The sequence below is a fragment of the Neobacillus rhizophilus genome, from assembly GCF_018343535.1.
Classification (GTDB): Bacteria; Bacillota; Bacilli; order Bacillales; family Cytobacillaceae; genus Neobacillus; species Neobacillus rhizophilus.
This window is the reverse complement of sequence record NZ_JAGYPF010000001.1, coordinates 1,376,471-1,395,942: the sequence shown is the minus strand read 5'-3', so window position 1 is coordinate 1,395,942 and position 19,472 is coordinate 1,376,471. Positions and strand designations below refer to the sequence as shown.

The 19,472-nt window shown below is 39.5% G+C and carries 20 protein-coding genes and 1 tRNA gene; 10 read left to right on the top strand and 11 right to left on the bottom strand.

Going from position 1 to position 19,472, the window contains the following annotated elements:
* Positions 1-7 precede the first annotated feature (7 nt).
* The 3 genes from spoVAE to spoVIF all read left to right on the top strand — a co-directional run bounded on the left by spoVAE (position 8) and on the right by spoVIF (position 964).
* Positions 8-364, top strand: a complete 357-nt coding sequence (gene spoVAE, locus KHA99_RS06560; protein ID WP_213116586.1) for a stage V sporulation protein AE — start codon at positions 8-10, stop codon at positions 362-364.
* A gap of 108 nt (positions 365-472) precedes the next feature.
* Complete coding sequence (locus KHA99_RS06555; protein ID WP_213116585.1) at positions 473-592, top strand: YjcZ family sporulation protein; 120 nt, start codon at positions 473-475, stop codon at positions 590-592.
* Between the two features lie 117 nt (positions 593-709).
* Positions 710-964, top strand: a complete 255-nt coding sequence (spoVIF, locus tag KHA99_RS06550; RefSeq protein WP_213116926.1) for a sporulation-specific transcription regulator SpoVIF — start codon at positions 710-712, stop codon at positions 962-964.
* A gap of 18 nt (positions 965-982) precedes the next feature.
* On the opposite strand, the gene KHA99_RS06545 is transcribed toward spoVIF, so the two are convergent.
* The 5 genes from KHA99_RS06545 to KHA99_RS06525 all read right to left on the bottom strand — a co-directional run bounded on the left by KHA99_RS06545 (position 983) and on the right by KHA99_RS06525 (position 5,548).
* Complete coding sequence (locus KHA99_RS06545; RefSeq protein ID WP_213116584.1) at positions 983-3,298, bottom strand: ATP-dependent helicase; 2,316 nt, start codon at positions 3,296-3,298, stop codon at positions 983-985.
* 127 nt (positions 3,299-3,425) lie between these two features.
* The gene (locus KHA99_RS06540; protein ID WP_213116583.1) at positions 3,426-3,848 is read right to left on the bottom strand and encodes a GNAT family N-acetyltransferase; all 423 of its coding nucleotides are present in this window, start codon (positions 3,846-3,848) and stop codon (positions 3,426-3,428) included.
* 6 nt (positions 3,849-3,854) lie between these two features.
* The gene (locus KHA99_RS06535; protein WP_213116582.1) at positions 3,855-4,367 is read right to left on the bottom strand and encodes a YjcG family protein; all 513 of its coding nucleotides are present in this window, start codon (positions 4,365-4,367) and stop codon (positions 3,855-3,857) included.
* Positions 4,368-4,496: 129 nt separating this feature from the next.
* Positions 4,497-5,219, bottom strand: coding sequence for an alpha/beta hydrolase (locus KHA99_RS06530; RefSeq protein WP_213116581.1), 723 nt, complete (start codon positions 5,217-5,219; stop codon positions 4,497-4,499).
* Positions 5,220-5,323: 104 nt separating this feature from the next.
* Positions 5,324-5,548, bottom strand: coding sequence for a hypothetical protein (locus KHA99_RS06525; protein WP_213116580.1), 225 nt, complete (start codon positions 5,546-5,548; stop codon positions 5,324-5,326).
* Positions 5,549-5,703: 155 nt separating this feature from the next.
* Between KHA99_RS06525 and KHA99_RS06520 the strand changes: the two genes are divergently transcribed.
* A tRNA-Val gene (locus tag KHA99_RS06520) sits at positions 5,704-5,776 on the top strand.
* Between the two features lie 4 nt (positions 5,777-5,780).
* On the opposite strand, the gene KHA99_RS31155 is transcribed toward KHA99_RS06520, so the two are convergent.
* The 3 genes from KHA99_RS31155 to KHA99_RS06505 all read right to left on the bottom strand — a co-directional run bounded on the left by KHA99_RS31155 (position 5,781) and on the right by KHA99_RS06505 (position 8,636).
* Entirely contained in the window at positions 5,781-6,299 is a 519-nt protein-coding gene (locus tag KHA99_RS31155) for a tyrosine-type recombinase/integrase (RefSeq protein ID WP_261363768.1), read from the bottom strand.
* A 190-nt stretch (positions 6,300-6,489) separates the two neighbouring features.
* Positions 6,490-7,368, bottom strand: a complete 879-nt coding sequence (locus KHA99_RS06510) for a cation diffusion facilitator family transporter (RefSeq protein WP_213116579.1) — start codon at positions 7,366-7,368, stop codon at positions 6,490-6,492.
* Between the two features lie 800 nt (positions 7,369-8,168).
* Entirely contained in the window at positions 8,169-8,636 is a 468-nt protein-coding gene (locus tag KHA99_RS06505) for a DUF1259 domain-containing protein (RefSeq protein WP_284037502.1), read from the bottom strand.
* A gap of 466 nt (positions 8,637-9,102) precedes the next feature.
* Between KHA99_RS06505 and KHA99_RS06500 the strand changes: the two genes are divergently transcribed.
* Positions 9,103-9,396: a hypothetical protein gene (locus KHA99_RS06500; protein WP_213116578.1), complete on the top strand. Its 294-nt coding sequence runs from the start codon at positions 9,103-9,105 to the stop codon at positions 9,394-9,396.
* A gap of 446 nt (positions 9,397-9,842) precedes the next feature.
* On the opposite strand, the gene KHA99_RS06495 is transcribed toward KHA99_RS06500, so the two are convergent.
* Complete coding sequence (locus KHA99_RS06495) at positions 9,843-10,319, bottom strand: hypothetical protein (protein ID WP_213116577.1); 477 nt, start codon at positions 10,317-10,319, stop codon at positions 9,843-9,845.
* A gap of 252 nt (positions 10,320-10,571) precedes the next feature.
* Here KHA99_RS06495 and KHA99_RS06490 point away from each other — a divergent pair, with 252 nt between their 5' ends.
* On the top strand, positions 10,572-11,765 hold the full coding sequence (locus tag KHA99_RS06490) for an iron-containing alcohol dehydrogenase (protein ID WP_213116576.1): 1,194 nt from the start codon (positions 10,572-10,574) through the stop codon (positions 11,763-11,765).
* 152 nt (positions 11,766-11,917) lie between these two features.
* Positions 11,918-12,844, top strand: a complete 927-nt coding sequence (locus KHA99_RS06485; protein ID WP_213116575.1) for an aldo/keto reductase — start codon at positions 11,918-11,920, stop codon at positions 12,842-12,844.
* 112 nt (positions 12,845-12,956) lie between these two features.
* Here the strand turns inward: KHA99_RS06485 and KHA99_RS06480 are convergent, their stop codons facing one another.
* Positions 12,957-14,126 (bottom strand): pyridoxal-phosphate-dependent aminotransferase family protein, encoded by a 1,170-nt coding sequence (locus KHA99_RS06480; RefSeq protein ID WP_213116574.1) that lies wholly within the window; start codon positions 14,124-14,126, stop codon positions 12,957-12,959.
* A 265-nt stretch (positions 14,127-14,391) separates the two neighbouring features.
* Here KHA99_RS06480 and KHA99_RS06475 point away from each other — a divergent pair, with 265 nt between their 5' ends.
* From KHA99_RS06475 to KHA99_RS06465, 3 genes are all read left to right on the top strand, one after another.
* Positions 14,392-15,270, top strand: a complete 879-nt coding sequence (locus KHA99_RS06475) for a GNAT family N-acetyltransferase (RefSeq protein WP_213116573.1) — start codon at positions 14,392-14,394, stop codon at positions 15,268-15,270.
* 100 nt (positions 15,271-15,370) lie between these two features.
* On the top strand, positions 15,371-16,537 hold the full coding sequence (gene trpB / locus KHA99_RS06470; RefSeq protein WP_213116924.1) for a tryptophan synthase subunit beta: 1,167 nt from the start codon (positions 15,371-15,373) through the stop codon (positions 16,535-16,537).
* Between the two features lie 324 nt (positions 16,538-16,861).
* Positions 16,862-18,505 (top strand): long-chain-fatty-acid--CoA ligase, encoded by a 1,644-nt coding sequence (locus tag KHA99_RS06465; RefSeq protein WP_213116572.1) that lies wholly within the window; start codon positions 16,862-16,864, stop codon positions 18,503-18,505.
* A gap of 94 nt (positions 18,506-18,599) precedes the next feature.
* Here KHA99_RS06465 and KHA99_RS06460 read toward each other — a convergent pair whose 3' ends face one another.
* Complete coding sequence (locus tag KHA99_RS06460; RefSeq protein ID WP_213116571.1) at positions 18,600-19,403, bottom strand: alpha/beta fold hydrolase; 804 nt, start codon at positions 19,401-19,403, stop codon at positions 18,600-18,602.
* Positions 19,404-19,472: the final 69 nt, after the last annotated feature.

The window sequence follows — 19,472 nt, the reverse complement described above, 5'->3', positions numbered from 1 at the left end:
GACGATTATGTTAGCGATGTTTTTTTGGGCCTTTGTCATAGGCGGATTGATTTGTGTCATTGGCCAGCTATTATTTGATGTTGCCAAGCTTACACCAGGACATACATTAAGCTTATTGGTTGTAGCCGGGGCGATTTTGGCGGGATTTGGGTTGTATGAGCCACTTATTAATTTTGCTGGAGCAGGTGCGACCATTCCGATAACCAGCTTTGGAAATGCATTGGTTCACGGAGCGCTTGATGATGCCAACAACCATGGGCTGATAGGCGTGTTAACCGGGATGTTTCAGGTGACCAGTTCTGGTGTATCAGCCGCGATTATTTTTGGATTTATCGGAGCACTTGTGTTTAAGCCGAAAGGGTAAATGCTGATTTTTTTCTTAAATGAATGAATAGCTTATTCGTGCCTATACACTTTTTTAAGTGATTTCATATTGTATTAATGAGATTACTAAAGAGAGGTGAATGAATCGATGTGGGGTTGTGGAGGTTACGGCTACGGCTACGGCGGTGGCTTTGGTTATGGCAGCACCTTCGTACTAATTGTAGTTCTGTTCATCCTATTGATCATTGTAGGTACTAGCTTCTATTAATAGGTAAACGGACAGCAGGAAAGGGATGGCCAATTAAAGGCTATCCTTTTCTTTTTTCACCATTTTTTCATTCCTTCATACAATAAAGTAGTTTATGAAGGAGTGTGAATTTTGATCATGGATAATGGTTTCTTTAAAAATATAGAGAAAAAAACTGGCGTAAATATGAAAGATATTTTTGATTTGGCTAATTCTCTTCAGAATGCCAACTTTAAAGACGAAAAGACAGTCCGTGGAGTCATTCGCAAAGTATCTCAGCTTGCAAACAAGCCGATAAGCAGGGAATTAGAAGATCAGATTTGCAACACCATCATTAAAGATGGAAAAAGTCTTGATTTCAATACCATTTCAAACATGATGAATAAGAAATAAGCAAAAAGGCCGCTTTCCTTATTGGAATTTGGCCTTTTTGCTTAATTTTAAAAGTGGTGCGAGAAATCTGGAACGGTTGACTTTCTTTCCTCTTCGATTGTCCGGAATAGATAAATAAAGACCTTCTTGAGCCCGGGTCATGGCAACATAAAACAGCCTTCTTTCTTCTTCGAGACCGGAAAAGTCACCGTTTCGACTGGTTTCCAAAGCGTATTCGTGCGGGAGGCTGCCGTCGACTGCGCCAAGCAAATATACATATTTATACTCAAGTCCTTTAGCCCTGTGAATGGTGCTTAAGGTGATAGCGTCGCGAAAATGCTTGCTTAAATTTTTTATTTCTTTATTCATTGCTGCCATATGTTCGGCATGTTCTAAAAAACCATCGATCGTGTCAAAGCTTTTCGCCGCCACTTTTAAATCCTTCAAATCATCTGATCCTTTTTCGATTTGATTTGCTTCGTTGCCGCGTTTTTTAAGAAAATCCAGGAAGCCTATCTCCTTTTCAATCTTTTCAATCGCTTTTGCCGGTGTCAAGGTTTTAAGGGCGCGAATTAGCGGAACTGCCTTTTTTAATTTTTTTTCCTGAAAGGCATGGGATGTTTTTAAATGCATCAGTGCCTCAAGGAGACTGCAGTCCTGAAGGATACTAAGTGCTTTCATGTCCTTAAGGGCTGATTGTTTTAAAAATAATAATGGCAAAATTTCGGTCATGCTTTTTGGGTCTTCTTCATTTAAGCTGACCTTTAAAAAGGCTAGGGCGCATCTGACGATATAACGGTCATAAAAGGCTTCAGCGTCCATGTCGATTTTAAAAGGGAGGTTCGAACCTGCCAGCCTTTCAAACACTGCCCTTGAAGCAGCATTGGTCCGATACAAAATCGCAAAATCAGCGGGAGTTGCTCCGTTTGCAATCCGCTCAGAAAGATCAGTGACAATCATAGTGGCTTCTTCCTCTTCGTCAAAAGGGAAAAAAGTATGTGGCATTTCACTGCTAGAAAATTGCGCCTGCATTTTTTTTGCTTTTCTCAATTTATTAGCAGAAATTACTTGATTGGCGGTTGAAACAATCTCATGAGAAGAACGGTAATTTTGTTCAAGAGTTAATGTCTTTGATGAATGGAAGTCCATTTCGAATTCGAGCAGAAAATTTGGGTCGCTTCCTCTGAAGGAGTATATGGCCTGGTCATCGTCACCAACAGCACAAACATTTTGGTGCTTTTTCGATAGTAGTTTAATCAATTCATATTGAACTTTGTTGATGTCCTGGAACTCATCGATTAAAAAATAATGAAATCGGTCTTGATAATACTCCAATATGGCAGGAGTGGTTTTCAACAGCCAATAGCAGCCAATCAGCATGTCATCAAAATCAAACAAACCTTCACGCTTTTTGTAATCCTCATATTTTTTATATAAAATTGCGGTTTTTTCTTCCCATTCTGATGTCGGTCTGACCTCTGCGGGAAGGAGCATCGTATTTTTCCATAGTCCAATCTGCTGCAGTGCTAGATCATAAGCAAATTCCTTTTCGGACAAATCGAGTTCTTTACCGACCTCTTTCAATATTCTATCCCGTTGCCACTCTTTTTTTAATAGCTTGTCAGAGGTCCAACTAGCGGCATCATGAAACATGAGAATCCGGTAAAAGATACTGTGGAACGTGCCGGTTATGAGCTGCTGGATTTTTTCACGCTTCATATTTGGATAAGAAAGAAGACGATTTTTCATTTCAGCTGCTGCTTTGGTGGTGAATGTAACCAACATGATGGTTCGAGGATCGATTTGTTTAGCCTCGAGCATGAACGCTGTCCGGCAAGTCAGCACTCTTGTTTTGCCGCTTCCTGCACCGGCAAGCACTAATAAGGGGCCTTCCGTATCTATTACTGCTTTCGTCTGACTATCATCTAAAATAACTCCATTTGCTGATAGCTGTTGCAAATATGGGGGAAGGCTTTCTGGAGAATTTGTCTGTGTTTGCTTAAACGGAACTTTATATTCGATAGGTTTTGCTGTTTTAAATTTTACAGGAGCAGGATTTTCTTCTGTAATGGTTCTGCCCTGGGGAATTCTAAACCCGTTTCGTTCAATATAGTGATTTTCTGTGTGTGGCTGTAGTCCTGTGTCAAGTCTTTCGGGTACCGGACACCTCTTTTCCGGTAAAGAATGGTGGAAAAAATGGGGGTCACTCAGGATTCCCAGATACAGCTGCACCTTTTCTTTACAAGTAGGACATGATAATTCGCCTCTTTTGCCGGCGATGTAAATAGACTGGAATTCCTCACGATTGAGCTCGTCAATCACAATATTCCGATTTCGATAAACTGCTGTTTTCATTTTTATAACCCTCTATTTTGAAATAAGACATGTTCTATTATATCAAAACCTGGAATGATGGGAAAGAAGTTTTGAAGAATACCAATAAAAAGCACCTGCCAACCTTAATATTGGCAAGTGCATATTTCTATAAATTCTTTACCATTGTTTTGTGTGGAATTCCGGCATCCATGAATTCCTCTGAAACTACCTCGTAGCCCAATTTTTCGTAAAAGGGGATGGCCTGCGTCTGAGCGTTAAGTTTTAGCTTTTGGAAGTCTTTATCCCGGGCATGGGACTCGATTGTCTCCATAATGGCTTTACCGGCACCAATGTTTCTAGCCTCTTTGAGGACACAAATTCGTTCTACCTTTCCAAAGCCCTCAACATTGCGGAATCGTCCGGCACCTACTGGGATGCCTTCATGGTACATCACAAAATGAGTGGCATCCTTTTCGAATTGATCAATTTCCTCGTCAAGGGGGACGTTTTGCTCATCTACAAAAACTGTCTTCCTTATTGTATAGGCATCCTCGAGTTCTTTTGGGTTTTCAACAACTTTTACTGTCACTTAGAACTATTCCTTTCCAAACCGAAATGTTTCAGAAACTGTCCAAGAGCCGTTATCCAGCTGGTAGAGGAGATGGAAACGGTCAATCGTTTCTTCGTGGTCAATTTTTTTCATACGCAGCGACCCGTAAACATCGGAGTGCTCATCATTTGAAAGGTTCTGGCCAATCGTAATATGGGGAACAAATGCGTATTCCGGATTTTGTTCGCTAAATTCTTTATTAACTTCTGCATGTAAGGAAGTTAGTTCTTCTGTCGGCTCAACTTTAAAGTAAATAACATTGTTAACCGGATGAAAAGAACTAACTTTAGTAGTTTTTATGGTGAAAGGCTGCGTATTGCCGGCAATTCTCCGCAGTTTATCGGCAAATTCTTTAACATCTTCCTCAGTTGCTTCAAAGGTATTTTTTAATGTCAAATGTGGTGTAATTAAAGCATAATGCGAATCATAGCGCTTGCGATAAGAATTTGCAAGGTCTTGAAGCTTTTTCGATGGAAAAATAACAACTCCAAATTTCATGGTAGTACCTCCGTTTTAAGTAGTGGGTTCTATCATAAGTCAAGGAATGACAAGGAAAATAGCGAGTAGAAATGGGTACTTTTTATTATAACAAATTTTCTAAATATAATAAATAATTCAAATGGCTTACTAGAACATCATTTTAAGGGCCCGTCGTAAGTCTGGCTGCCAATAGGTCCAAGTGTGATTTCCATTAAATTCTTCATAAAAATAAGTAAAAGGCTTTTTGGAAAGGACTTTTGAAAGCTCCCGATTGGGTGTCAGAAAATCGCTGATTTTTCCATCTGTTGTTTTCACTTCAGTTTCAAGTTTTCCTATGACATGATAAATTTCCAGTGATAACGGCTCTGTATAATGCTTGGCAGCTTCTAAAACAATCTCGTCCACATAGGGAGATTGAAGCAGCACTTTCCCAAACGTATGCGGGTATTGCAATGCAGTCATTAAGGAAACCGCTGCACCCAGCGAGTCCCCAATAAGTGCTCTGGTTGTCCCAACTTGGTACGTTGGGTATTCACTGTCCAAAAAGGGGACTAATTCATGAGCAAGGAAGCGTATGTATTGCCGGTTTTGGTCCCCGGCAGGATGATATTTTCTGCGGCGGTCCTTTACATTCTTATAGGGTACCCCAACAATAATTAAATTTTCCATTTCTTTTATAGAAAGATACTCGTCTGCCACTCGACCAATTCGGCCAAGCTGAAAATAATCACGGCCATCCTGAGCAATCAGCAGCGAGTATTTATATAGCGGTGAGAAATTGGCTGGTTGGTAAATGAGCAGCTGCATTTCTTCTCCAAGTTCATTGCTATAAAATGTTTGTTCTTTAATGGTACCTCTTGGATAATCCATATTGAAAAATCCCCCCGAGTTCAACTGTTTTATAAAAAGAATTTTATCATAATGAAAGTGGAAATGCAGAAATGTGTGTAAGGATAAGGGGGCTAGGTTGAGGATTAATGCAGGTAACGGCTTTTATTATGCTGATCAGGCATGATGGAAAGAATGTTGTCCCGTTTAAAGGTGCGGATTTGTTTCCGCAGCAGGCAGTAAGCGCGAATGTATTCGTCAGTTACCTCTTTAATTATTAATCTTCGCCGGGTAATTTCCTGGTTTTCGGCAAGATAAATCATCTCCAAAGGAATATTTTCTTCGATGGAACGAATAAACAGGCCATCCATTTTAAAACTCCTCCTTTCTATAAATCATTATAACCGAACGTTAGTTCTATAATCAATAAAAAGTGGAATGTGTGTTCTTTGGAGGAATATTTATTAAAAAATTGTATTGACTTTTTTGTTTTTTTTACTATAATAATATTTGTAGCTTAAATATCGATCTGTTAGCTCAGCTGGGAGAGCGCAACCTTGACAGGGTTGAGGTCGGGGGTTCGAACCCCTCACAGGTCATCATCTAAACGAGGCTCAAATCCTTATGTATCAAGGGTTTGAGCTTTTTGTTTGTCTCTTGGGTCTTCCATTTTTGCCCTGTATTTTTATACATTGCACAATGACTGCACAAACGCTGTACGAGAGAGCTGATAGGGCTAGGTGCAGCAAGGCTTCCATTGATTCTTTTCTGTTCATTTTTGTCCATTGTGTCCAAAATAAGTATCCAAGCGCTCGGCTGTTTTCTTCTGCATTTCTTCCTTGTATGTGAGTAAATGTCCAGTGTAATTCCCACTCTGGCATGTCCTAATCGCTCACTCACCACTTTCGGGTTTTCACCCATTCGCATCAGAATGGTGGCATGAGTGTGCCTAAGATTATGAAACGGTATCGCTGGCACCTTTGCTTTTTTATTAATGCCTGAAACTTTCTTAATAAGTTTCTTGGGTTCATGTAGCTGCCTGCTTGCGAAGGAATCACTAAATCCAATGGGTTCAACATCGGTTCTAAAGGCCCAGGTATTGCCTGTTTTGATGACTGACATGATGTTTACTTATACAGAGAATATATAACGAAAGATATTACGTTGGATAGAATCCCGTTATTTGCACAATAAAATAGTTTTGATCGTTAGAAAGACCTAACAACTTTCGGGTATATATTTGTTGTTCAACATACTTAGTATTTAGCACAAAAGAAAAGTCCCTCTTTGACAGAAGAACTTTCACTTATCTTTATCGAATTAAATTGGGTTCTACATGGACATGAACATCGAGTACACCATAATCTTTCATCATGACTTTTTCAACATAGGAAGCTATATCGTGAGCTTCTTTAATACCTAGCGTAGAATTAACAAGAATCACAACATCTATTACTTCATTATTTCCATAGTTTCTTCCTTTAATTTCTTTTACCCCTTTGACGCCATCCAATTGTTTAATGACATCGTGATAAAGCTTAATTTTATCTTCATTGAAACCGTCTGAAAGTTCATGTGATGATTCTCGAAAGATGTCCCAAGCAGTTTTACATATTAATAATCCGACAATAATTGCAGTTATGCTATCCAGCCAAGGCATTTTTAATTGTGAACCCAAAATACCTATTGCTGTTCCTATACTCACCCAAGCATCGGAAATGTTATCTTTTGCAGCAGCCATTACAGATTTGCTATTTATCCTAAGAGCTAATTTCTTGTTATAACGATAAACAAAATACATGACTAGCGCTGAAAAAACACCTACATACGCAGCCATAATATTCGGTGATTCTTTTGTTCCTTGAAACATAGAGGTACTCGCCTCAATTAATACTTGAATACCGACCGCAGCCATAATAAATGAAGCGACCATTGACGCAATTGTTTCGCTCTTCCAATGTCCATATCGATGGTTTTTATCGGGGGGTCTTTGCGAAATCTTGAGTCCAATGAGTACAGTAATAGATGCGATAATATCAGTTGTATTGTTTAGACCATCGGCTTTCAAAGCATCGGAATCACTTATATATCCAATAACTAGTTTTAAGAATGAAAGACATATATATGCAATAATACTAATGATGGCTCCACGTTCACCTAATTTAAGGTCATTATACTTTTCCTGCTCCATTTCAGTTCCTCCCCACAAAGCACTTCACAATGATAACAGCTAAAATATAGGTGGGTCTAGAGCAATCTTTTTGCATTGTTTTATATTAATAAGGGACATGCAATTAAGTTGCACAAGGGAAAAAGTCAATAATGTTTTTCCCTTATTTAAAGTTGGCAGTAATATAAAGTTCTACTTATTTCGTCAACTATTTGTTTTGGAGAATGCGAAAAGCAGTGCGAATTCACTTACAAATTGCACTGCTTTTATATTTTTTATTATTTGGAATATCCAATGCAGGTACTCCAAAAGAGAACGTCTTACTTTAATGATTGTTCTTTAAATAGCTAATAAATAAGGTCTTTTACTTAAAGATGGGATTGCAGGAAAGCCCCCATCTTTTTTTGTTCTTCAATTAACGGAGGTTAGTGGAATAAGAAAGATGAAAATCAATCTCTCATTTATGTCTAATTAGACACAAAATCCGAAAAAAAAGAAGCGTCCTAAGACGCTTCAACGAATAGACGGAAAGTTTCCCCTTGAGCATAATTATTTTATGAAATTCTTATGAAGTAGTTTGGGCAAAAGTCTATTTTGTATTGATACAAAATGCGAAGTTAATAAAGAAGCCCCTCTTAGACATGCCGCAATAATAATGGACAACGTAAAAAAGGAGACATTAAGGCTCAGAAGCAAAATGGTTTAGCAAAGGATATTTTAAGGGGGGGTGTAGTCAACTTTCAGCTTTGGAAAAGGCCTGCTTCTCTTGCGGCGGCAAAACTGATTCTAGCAAATTCAAACGGATCCATTCCTACATTTTCCTAATGCATATACATTAACCGTGGTTTTTCAAAAAGCCAGTGGTTGTGAAAAGCTGTAACAATAAGTCCTCTTCTTCGTAAAGCAGTTAGCATTGGATTCACTTCTTTTTGGCGGAGTACAGTTTCACCCAGGTTAAGACTATTATTTTCAAAGGTTAACATAAATGGCAGTGCTAGTGGGGAACGGGTGGGAAGACCTAAAATAGTTGCTTTAATATCATCTCTAAGACGCATTATAGTACACACAGGAGTGGATGAGATAACCTCTCCACCGATAATATCTGCAAGTTGTTGGCACTTTGAGGCACTTATGCCCATAACATCCCGATGAGCAACATTTGTCTTTCGTTTTCCTGAATGATGCCTAGATGAGTATGAACCCGATTCTAGTAAATCAAAACTTGATCTTTCATCTGAACCTCTAAAGATATTTTGATTACCAAAGTTATCAATTTCTCTTCTACTCACTTAAAACCATCTCCTTGTCCGACCTACTCATTAAACAGCACATTCTGTGATTGTGGAAAGGAATAGATACATGACTATGGTTAAAAAGACTTTTTTACTATTATTATATTAATTGATAACTTGTAATATTTATTTCAATACCTCTAATCACGTAATAGGCGCTTTCCAATGGTATATCCTATTAGGAATGCAGCGGCAGAAGTGTTTCCATAAACTTTAATGGGTATTATTTATGCAGCCGCTTTTCCACGATAAAAATCACGAACCCCAAGCAAAAACGTGAAATATGAGTAGCATGGGGCTTTTAACCATATATTTCAACGCAACACGAAAAGAATACGGTATACGGATTGGAAAGAATCTCGTTCTACTAAAACGGGTATTTGTGCTAGGACATGTGACCAAGCTTTTTTATTCATAAAGAATATCATATTTTTGAAAGTACAAAATTAAGGAGGAATTTTGAATGAACAGAAGGCGTAATAATAATACAAATGTTGATGTGGATACAGATATCGATAATCGATTAAGAAATCGAAGTGAATCAGAGGCTGAAGCAGAGGTACGTAATGTAGATAAAAATACCAATGAGGCTCGTGCAATAATAACTAACTCAGGTAATTCAAGAGTAGATGTTCGTTTAAACAGCAGAAGTAATGCGAAAGCTAATACTGATCAAGAACAAGAAAACGACCTGGACCTGGATCAAAACATTGATATTGATGTTGAAGAAGAGAGACGTAGACGTAGAGAATTTTGATGAAAGTTTTTAACATTTGGTTATGGGATGGAGTTTTTTAGCTTCATCCTTTTATAATAAAGCTTGAAAATAACGATTAAAAGAAAACGCACATGTGCAGGTATTTTTCTTAGATCGTTAATGCGAAAGAGAGCATCTTCATTTTCTACTGTAAAAGCAAATACATAAATTTTTCATATGCATAATATAGGACATGGAGAAGTTTCTTTTAATTGAAGCGCCTTAAAACGCTTTTTTTTTACTTCGCGATTTAAGGGGATAATAAAACATATGATGAGTATCCTAATATTTCCCTTGTTTGATTTAAGTATTACAAAAGGAGTATAGAGCTAATAATAATTTAATTACACCCTACTTGAATTTCAATTAATCCTAACATTTGCAGATGTTAGGATTTTTATTTTGTCTTGGATATGATGGAAAAATAAATATTAAAAAAGCAAACTTTAATCAAAAGCCTGCTTTTTTGGCTCAGCGAATTTTTTTATTATAGCTTTTATAATAAACCCTGCCGCGACCCCGGGTATGACAAACAACATCGGCAGCCAGACTGGTCCAAACAGGACACCAAAGATTTTTAATTTCGAGGAATAAATACAGCCGACCGTGACAAAATAAGCGGCAAATACGAAGGGAAGAAAGGAATATCTTTCACTGCCTCCGCCTCCATCCTTATACGCATCCCACATCGCAAAGAAATATAAGCAAGGATAAAACATCAGCCACTGATAATCAGTTAAAGCAATTGCCTTTTCAATCTCTCCATGAAAGCTTAGCATGATGATGGTATTGAAATTTGCTTGTGTATTCACCAGAATTTCTAAAAAAACAAACAAGAGACCTTTAAGATATTTTTTATTTAATAATTGCCCAAACCCTGGAAGGGCAATGCTCCAAAATAACTTTTCAATTGGATTTGACAAGCCAACTTCCCCTTCCAAGGATATGTCTTTAGGACTAAATGCTTATTTTTAAAGTAAACATATATCGTACTAATCAGTTTGTCCCGGATTATCATGGAATATGACAGACAATTTGGTACGGTTCAATAATTTTTTATTGTTGCTTAGGCTAAAAGGTTTTAAAAAAATTGAATGAATATAACAAGTTTCAACACAATTCTTTTTCTCCTTTTGTTATGATGTAATCGTTTACATAGAAAGGAGGATTTTTTGATGGGGGATATTGCTTATTTTAGGGCTCCGCAAAGTATCGTTTATGGAAAACAGGCATTTAATCGAGTAGGAGAGGAAGCAGCAGGATTAGGGGATAGAGCGTTAATTATTTCAGACAAAGTCATGAATCACCTTGGGTTTGTTGATAAATGTATACAGTTATTAGCAAATCATGGTGTTCAAAGCCATGTATTTCTAGGCGTGGACTCTGAACCGACAGTCAATTATGTTTCTGAAGCACATGAGCAGTTCAGTTTGGAAAAGTGTAATTTACTTATATCTATTGGCGGCGGCAGTTGTATCGATACCGCCAAAGCAGTTGCTGTATTAGAAACAAACGGAGGAGATATTGGAGACTATGCGGGCAGTGCAAAAATTGCCGGAGAGAAACCAATCCCACATATAGCGATACCTACCACTGCAGGGACAGGCTCAGAATCAACTGATGTCACTGTCATTACCGACACCTCCACTAATGTAAAAATTATGGTCAAACAGCCCGCGCTCATGCCAACAGTAGCCATAGTCGATCCGCTTTTAACCGTTTCCTCCCCGCAGCATGTAACCGCCGCAACAGGCGTGGATGCATTAAGCCATGCCATTGAAGCATATCTTTCCAAAAAAGCGAATCCTATGACAGATACGCTGGCATTATCAGCCATGAAACTCATTGTCCGAAATCTTTATCAAGCTTATACGAATGGAGAAAACCTTGAAGCAAGGGAAGCCATGTCGCTCGGAGCCCTTCAGGCAGGAATGGCGTTTTCCAATGCGTCTGTATGTCTCGTACATGGAATGTCGAGGCCGATTGGGGCGCTGTTTCATGTTCCGCATGGGTATTCCAATGCCATGCTGCTTCCGGCTGTACTTGAATTTAGTATGGATTCCTGTATTGACAGGCTATCCGATTTAGGGGATATCTTTGACCCCAATCATTCCAATCGTTCTAAAGAAGAAAGGGCGAAATTTGCAGTGGAATCGGTCAAACAGCTATGTTCTGCTTTAAAAATACCGAATTTAATGGAGTGGGGAATTGACAGACATAAATTTACCGGCACCATCAGTAAAATGGCCAAGGATGCATTAGATAGCGGCAGTCCAGCCAATAATCCAAAAGTCCCCACACAGCAAGAAATTGAACAATTATACCGTATATGTTATGAATATGATTTCTCGATTAAAGAAATAGTATGAATGCTTCATTAAAAGCCATTGTTTTTTGCAATGGCTTTTTTAGCTAATAAGAAATTCAACTACGCCTCATGAACCGTCCTAACGGCCTCGCCAATTGGCGAGTTTTCATTTAATATATAAGAAGGAAAAGACAATGAAAGAAGGAATAGAGTGTGGAATATATAAACATTGCCAATACCGATTTAAAAACTTCTAACATGATTATGGGCAATATGCGGTTAACCTCGTTATCGGTACCAGAGGCAGAAAAGTTAATCCGTACGGCTTTGGAAGAAGGGATCAATTTCTTTGACCATGCCGATATTTACGGAAGAGGTAAATGCGAAGAAATATTTTCTGACGCCATTCAAATGAATTCCAGAATTCGTGAAAACATGATTTTGCAGAGCAAATGCGGGATCCGTTTGCCGGAGGGCATTTTTGATTTTTCAAAGGATCATATCCTGAATTCTGTTGAAGGTATCTTAAAACGTTTAAAAACGGACTATCTTGATATTCTCCTCCTGCATCGCCCTGACCCGCTAATGGAGCCTGAGGAAGTTGCTGAAGCTTTTGAACAGCTTCATACAAGCGGAAAGGTAAAATATTTTGGTGTGTCGAACCACAATCCGTCCCAAATTGAACTGCTGCAAAAATACATACCTTTTAAACTAGTGATTAACCAGCTCCAGTTTAGCATAGCCCATACTCCGATGATTGACTCCGGAATTTCATTAAATATGAAAATTGACCAGGCTATTAATCGTGATAGCAGCATTTTAGAATACTGCCGTTTGAACGATTTAACCATTCAAGCATGGTCCCCATTTCAGCACGGCTTTTTTGAAGGTTCATTCCTTGGGGATTTGGAACGTTTTCCTGAATTGAACAAAACTATTGACGGAATTGCTGAAAAATACAGTGTAACCAACACTGCAATTGCGGTTGCTTGGATTACTCGCCATCCGGCCAACATCCAAGTCGTACTCGGAACGACCAATCCGGGACGATTAAAAGATGCCTGCAAAGGGTCTGAAATCAAATTAACAAGAGAAGAATGGTATCAAATTTATAAAGCTGCGGGGAATATTGTGCCTTAATTTATAATTAGAATAAATCCAACTTTTTATATGTCTTTCAATGCTTTATCATTAAGCGGAAATAAGCTAAGCTAAAAAGACCTGCCCTTACTTTGGGACAGGTCTTTCTCTATTACATTTTCAATGGCGATAGGCACTGCTGGAAAATTACAGCTGCCTTTTCCGGGTTTACTGAAAAGCCCATTTCCTTCATCGTTTCCCCGATTAAAACAACTGCTTTCTCAAGCATTTCATTTGTGGTGTTGCCCATATGGCCGATTCGGAATGCCTTTCCTGCTAAATGCGCAAGCGCACCGGCGACAATGACACCTTTTTCGGCAAGGGCAGCGCGGAAGGCGGCATCGTTCAAGCCTTCTGGGTACAGAATACAGCTAAGAGTAGCGGCAGCTACATCCTCATTGGCTATTGCCTTCATGCCGTATTCGACGAGAGCGGTCCGGACTGCTCGTCCGTAAGCTTTGTGACGTTTATAGCGATTTTCCATCCCTTCGGCAAGCACCAATTTCATTCCCTCGTCGTAGGCGTAAATAAGGTTAACCGGCGGTGTTGCAAAGTATTTGCCAGGATCATTCATAATTGGGATCCAATTATGAATGTCACAATAGTAGGCTGGTACACGCCCGATTTTTTCACGTGCGGCCAATGCCGATTGGTTAAAGGCGACAACTGCCAGTCCTGGAGGAACACCGATTGCTTTCTGCGATCCTGTTAACACAACATCGATTTTATAATCCGGATGGCCGTATGTCTTACTCATGTCTTCTTCCATCGCAGCAGTGGCACAAACACCATCCAGAATAACCAGTCCCCCGTGTTTTTTAATTACGGGAACAAGTGCATCCAAGTTTGCGGCGACACCTGTTGAAGTATCGGCATGGGTAATGGTAACCGCTTTGTAATTCCCGGCAGTTAATTTTTCTTCTACATCCTTTGTCTGAACCTGACTGCCCCATTCTGACTGAATGACGTCAACCTCAATTCCAAACGCCTTTCCTAAATGAATAAAGCGGTCGCCAAAATAGCCTTGACTGATGACCAGTAATTTCTCTCCTCCAGCCACTGTATTTACAATGGCCATTTCCATCGCAAGGGTTCCGGACCCGGAAACTACAAAGACTTCCCCGTCTGTTTTAAACATCTCTCTTGTTTTTTCAATAGCACTCTTAAATATTTTCACAAATCTTGGATCAGTATGACCCCGGGTTTCCTGTGCCAGCGCATCATAAATGGAATCAACGACAGGTGTCGGGCCGGGGATAAGCAGCATCTCTTCGTTACGCATTTTTCGTTCCTCCTAAATAGACTTTTTTTGCTAAAAAGAAAGTGTAAAATTTTCCGAATTTTATACTTTCTTAACGCATAAATTCAACTGCGCCTCATGAACCGTCCTAACGGATTCGCCAATCGACGAGTTTTCATTTAAATGAAAAATAAACCAACATTTACCTCTTCTATATCATTTTCGAAAATCCTTTAATATTTTTATGGATTCTTCCATTATATAAAATGGTATAATATGGTCTGGTTTCCAGAAAGGATGGTGTCGTATGAAAGAATTGGTATTCGCAAAGGGCTATCAAGAAAACGAACTCTTAAGAAAAAGTTTTAATGAATTAGCTTCCTCTATCTTTGGAATTGACTTCGAAGTTTGGTATCAGCACGGCTTCTGGACAGAAAAATATATACCTTATTCGTATATTGAATATGGCAGAGTCGTAGCAAATGTATCAGTAAATCTTGTGGATTTAATCATTGATAACGAAAAAAAACAGTCTGTCCAAATCGGTACGGTTATGACGCATCCCGATTATCGAAATCAAGGTTTGTCCAAAAAACTGATGAATCAGGTTTTGGAAGATTACAAGGATATAGATTTAATGTATTTATTTGCTAATCAATCTGTACTAGATTTTTACCCAAAGTTTGGTTTTAAAGAATATGAAGAACTCCAATTTTCTATGGATCGTTCGTTCGAGGCAAAAAACGAAACCGGCATACGAAAATTAAATGGGAGAAATATTGAAGATTTAGCATTTATTTATAGATTGGCAGCTGACCGGCTATCAGGGTCAGCTGCCTTTGGGACACACGGAACAGAGGAGCTGCTAATGTTTTATTGTTTGATGGTCTTTAACGAAGACCTCTACTATGCCCAGGATGAGCAGGCTGTAGTCATCATGCAGCATGAGGAGGATACGCTTCACCTTTATGATGTTATTAGTAAGGAGAAAGTAGAATTAATAAGTGTCTTAAGTAAACTTGTTAATAAGAATACTGCAAAAGTTGTTTTTCACTTCCAGCCTGAGGATGACAGGCTGCCGCTTAAGACTATGGTTGATAAGTCCAGTAATGTTTTATTTATCAAAAATCTTACAGGCGTTTCATTGCCAAATGGGTTTAAACATCCGCTTACCTCACAGGCCTAAAGCTGATTATTGGCAGAATATTAAAATAGTGATAATATTTTAATATTCAGTTAATGTTTTGTTTATAAATTGTTTTTGAAGGAGACGAGTAGAGATGAGTATGGAAAATTTGAGCGTAGCAAGAAAAGGGTATTTTGGCGAATTCGGAGGCAGTTTTGTTCCAGAGGATTTACAAGGAGTTCTAAACGAATTGGAACAGCAATTTTTAAAATACAAGGATGACCCCGAATTCATTGAAGAATATAAATATTATCTCAGGGAGTACATTGGAAGAGAAAATCCATTAACATTCGCTGAAAATTTAACAAAGCAAATTGGCGGGGCGAAAATCTATTTGAAACGGGAAGATTTAAATCATACCGGGGCCCATAAAATTAATAACGCGATTGGGCAGATTTTGCTGGCTAAACGGATGGGAGCGAAGCGGATTATCGCAGAAACGGGCGCTGGCCAACATGGTGTAGCAACCGCAACCGCCTGTGCCATGTTTGGCATGGAATGTATCATCTATATGGGAAAATTGGACACAGAGCGCCAAGCATTAAATGTTTTCCGTATGGAATTATTGGGGGCAAAGGTGATCCCAGTAACCAAAGGACAGGGGCGTTTAAAGGATGCTGTTGATGAGGCTTTAGGGGACCTTGTCCAAAACTATCAAAATACCTTTTATTTGCTTGGTTCAGCAGTTGGCCCGCATCCATATCCAACCATGGTGAAGCATTTCCAAGCGATTATCAGTGAGGAATCGAAGCGCCAGGTTCTTGAAAAAGAAGGAAAGCTCCCAACAGCGGTAATTGCCTGTGCAGGTGGGGGCAGCAATGCCATCGGTGCATTTGCCCACTATATCGATGAGGAAAATGTCCGGTTAATCGGTGTTGAACCAGCAGAGGCTCCGACCTTGACAGAAGGGGTGCCGGCTGTAATCCACGGTTTTAAATGCTTGACGCTGATCGATGAAAATGGGGAGCCGAAGCCCACCTATTCCATTGCGGCAGGTCTTGACTATCCAGGTGTTGGTCCAGAACACAGCTATTTAAAAGAGAGCGGCAGGGCGGAGTATGTTACAGCAACTGGTCAGGATGCGTTAGAAGCGTTTCAACTTTTATGTAAAACAGAAGGCATAATTCCGGCGCTTGAAAGCTCTCATGCGGTTGCACATGCAGTGAAGCTGGCCAAAGAATTATCATCGGACGATGTGTTAATTGTAAACCTTTCAGGACGTGGGGATAAAGACGTTGAGCAGGTTTTTCAGATGTTAAAAAAATAATGTAATGAAGGATGACCCTTTTTTCGGGTCGTCCTTTTTTTGTCAAAAGTTATTCACAAAAAATTGTTAAAGTTTTGTGAAATACTTCTGATAAATTGCCGAATTTCGACATCTTTCTCTCGTTGACAGTTCCAGAGGTAGATAATTACGGGAGTATTAGTTCATAAATAACAGGATGCATGCCGAAACGTGTCGAGATTATCGCGTTTACAATTTTTCCAAACCTATCAATAATTTAAATTGAATTATATTCCAATAAGTAATTTTTACGGAATTTGCTTGGTGGAATATGACCATTCATTAAATTTTTGAGGAGGATGTGTAATGGTGTATCAGCAAAAGCCTTGGTTGAAATGGTATGATCCTAGAGTGGAAGAACATGTAAGTGTAAAGCATGAGTCCCTGTATGATTTTTTAGAAAGTGCCGTAGATCGTTTTAGCGAAAAACCAGCATTCACTTTTTATGGAAAGGTTTTCAGTTATAAGGAAACAAAATGGATGGTGGAGAGACTCGCGTCTGCATTACATAAAGAAGGCTTTAAAAAAGGCGACCGAGCTGCAATTATGCTTCCTAATTGCCCTCACTATATATTCAGCTTATTTGCCGTTTTCCGTTTAGGCGGGATTGTTGTCCAAATGAACCCAATGTATGTCGAAAGGGAAATCGAATACGTATTGGAGGACTCGGGCGCTAAATATATGATTGTACTGGATTCATTCTATCCTAGGGTTAAAAAGGTTCAGCCGAGCACATCTCTAAAAAGGGTCATAGCAGTGAACTTAACCGGTAACCGCGGCGAGCTTGGCGAAGGAGATTATTATTTTGAAGCAGCACTTCAAGATGATGATGTTAATCTTCCTGAAGTGGAAATAGACCCGCATGAGGATGTCGCGGTGCTGCAATATACTGGTGGAACAACTGGTGTACCGAAAGGCGTTATGCTGACACACTACAATCTTTTAGCGAATTTCAATCAAGTCTGCGATTTTATTTATAATACCTGTGATGATGTTCCAGAATCTTTTAAAATGATTACCGTCCTGCCAATGTTTCACGTCTATGGACTTTCAAGTGTAGCTCTTTGCGGAATTCGCGAAGGCGCTAACCAGATTATCCTGCCTCGCTTTGATTTAAAAGAAGTAATGGAAACCATTAAGCGGGAAAAGCCATTTATCTTTGCTGGAGTTCCTACCATGTATTTTGCATTGAATAGTTTGCCTGAAGCATTAAAGGATTGCGGTTTTTCAGATGTATATTATGCGGGCAGCGGCGGGGCACCGTTACCAGTGGAGCAGGCGAAAGCATTTGAAAACATTACTGGTTCAACCCTCCGTGATGGCTACGGGCTTTCTGAAGCATCACCAACGATTGCATTCAATCCGCCGTTTTTGCCAAGAAAGTATGGAAGTATCGGCATACCGGTACCAAGTACATTTGTTAGAATTGTCCGGGAGATTGAAGACGGCGAATATGTGGATGTTCCTGTAGGTGAATCAGGAGAATTAATTGTTAAAGGGCCTCAGGTCATGAAAGGATATTGGAACCGTCCGAAAGATACGGAAGATGTAATCAAGGATGGCTGGCTGTTCACTGGTGATATTGCAAAAATGGATGAAGAGGGCTATCTTTATATTCTTGACCGGAAGAAGGACATGATTATTGCCAGCGGTTACAATGTTTATCCGCGCGAGGTGGAAGAAGTCCTCTATAAGCTGGAGGGTGTAGAAGAGGCGATTGTGATCGGTGTCCCTGATAGCTATCGTGGGGAAACGGTGAAGGCGTTTATTAAACTTAAAGATGGCTGTGGAATTTCTGTAGAAGAGATTATTGCGTTTGCAAAAGCCAACCTGGCACCTTATAAGGCTCCTAAAGAGGTAGAAATACTAGCGGAATTGCCAAAATCATCAGTTGGAAAGCTGCTTAGAAGAGTTTTGCGGGATGAAGAGATTGCAAAAGTGAAGGCTTAATATCTTTAAATTCAATTTGCTTGTAGGAATAAAGTTTAATAGTTTTAGCTGCACAGAAAAACGCCCAGTCTAATCGATAGGGCATTTTTCTGTATTATTGCTTTTTTAGAAATTCCAGTACCTTTTGATTAACAAGCTCAGTGGCTTCGGTAACATAGATATGTCCTGTGCCTTTAATGGTCAGGAATTCGGCATTTTCGATATTCTCTGCCAGGGTAACGCCATTTTCATATGGGACTAAACGGTCTTCATCGCCGTGAATAACTAGAGTTGGTACCTTAAGTTGTTCGAGTTCACTGTAAGTGTCGTGAGCAAGGCATGCTTGGAGCTGAAGCATATATGCGTATGGAAGAATCGGCCTTTCAACTCTTACTTTAATATCCTCTGCGACGAGATTGCGCTGATTTTCAATAAATGATTGGCTGTATAGAATGGGGGCAGTGGCCCAAGCCATTTCCTCAGGAGTCGCAGTGGACGAAGCTCTAGACAGCATAAGCATAGAGACATCCGCCCCTGGCTGAACATGATTTGTACCGCCGGAAGTGGTACACCCAAGGATAAGGGATTTAATCCGCTCCGGATATTTTATCGCCAGCCTTTGGGCAATCATCCCGCCCATGGAAATACCATAAACATGTGCGGCTTCAACTCCTGCCGCATCGAGGACGGCTCTTGCATCCTCTGCCATCAATTCAATAGAATACGGGGTAGTTGGCTTATCGCTTAAGCCAACACCGCGATTATCAAAAATAATTACTTTATAGTGTTCCGATAGAGCTGGCATAGTTCTATACCATGACCTGGAATCAAGGGATAACCCCATAATCAATAAAAGCGGCTCTCCTTCACCATGAACCTCATAATAAAGATCAATTCCATTTGCATTCGTAATCGGCACGCAAGCACAACTCCTTTAATCATAATATTAAAATATATGACCATAACTCTAAGGACATGTCTAAAAAAT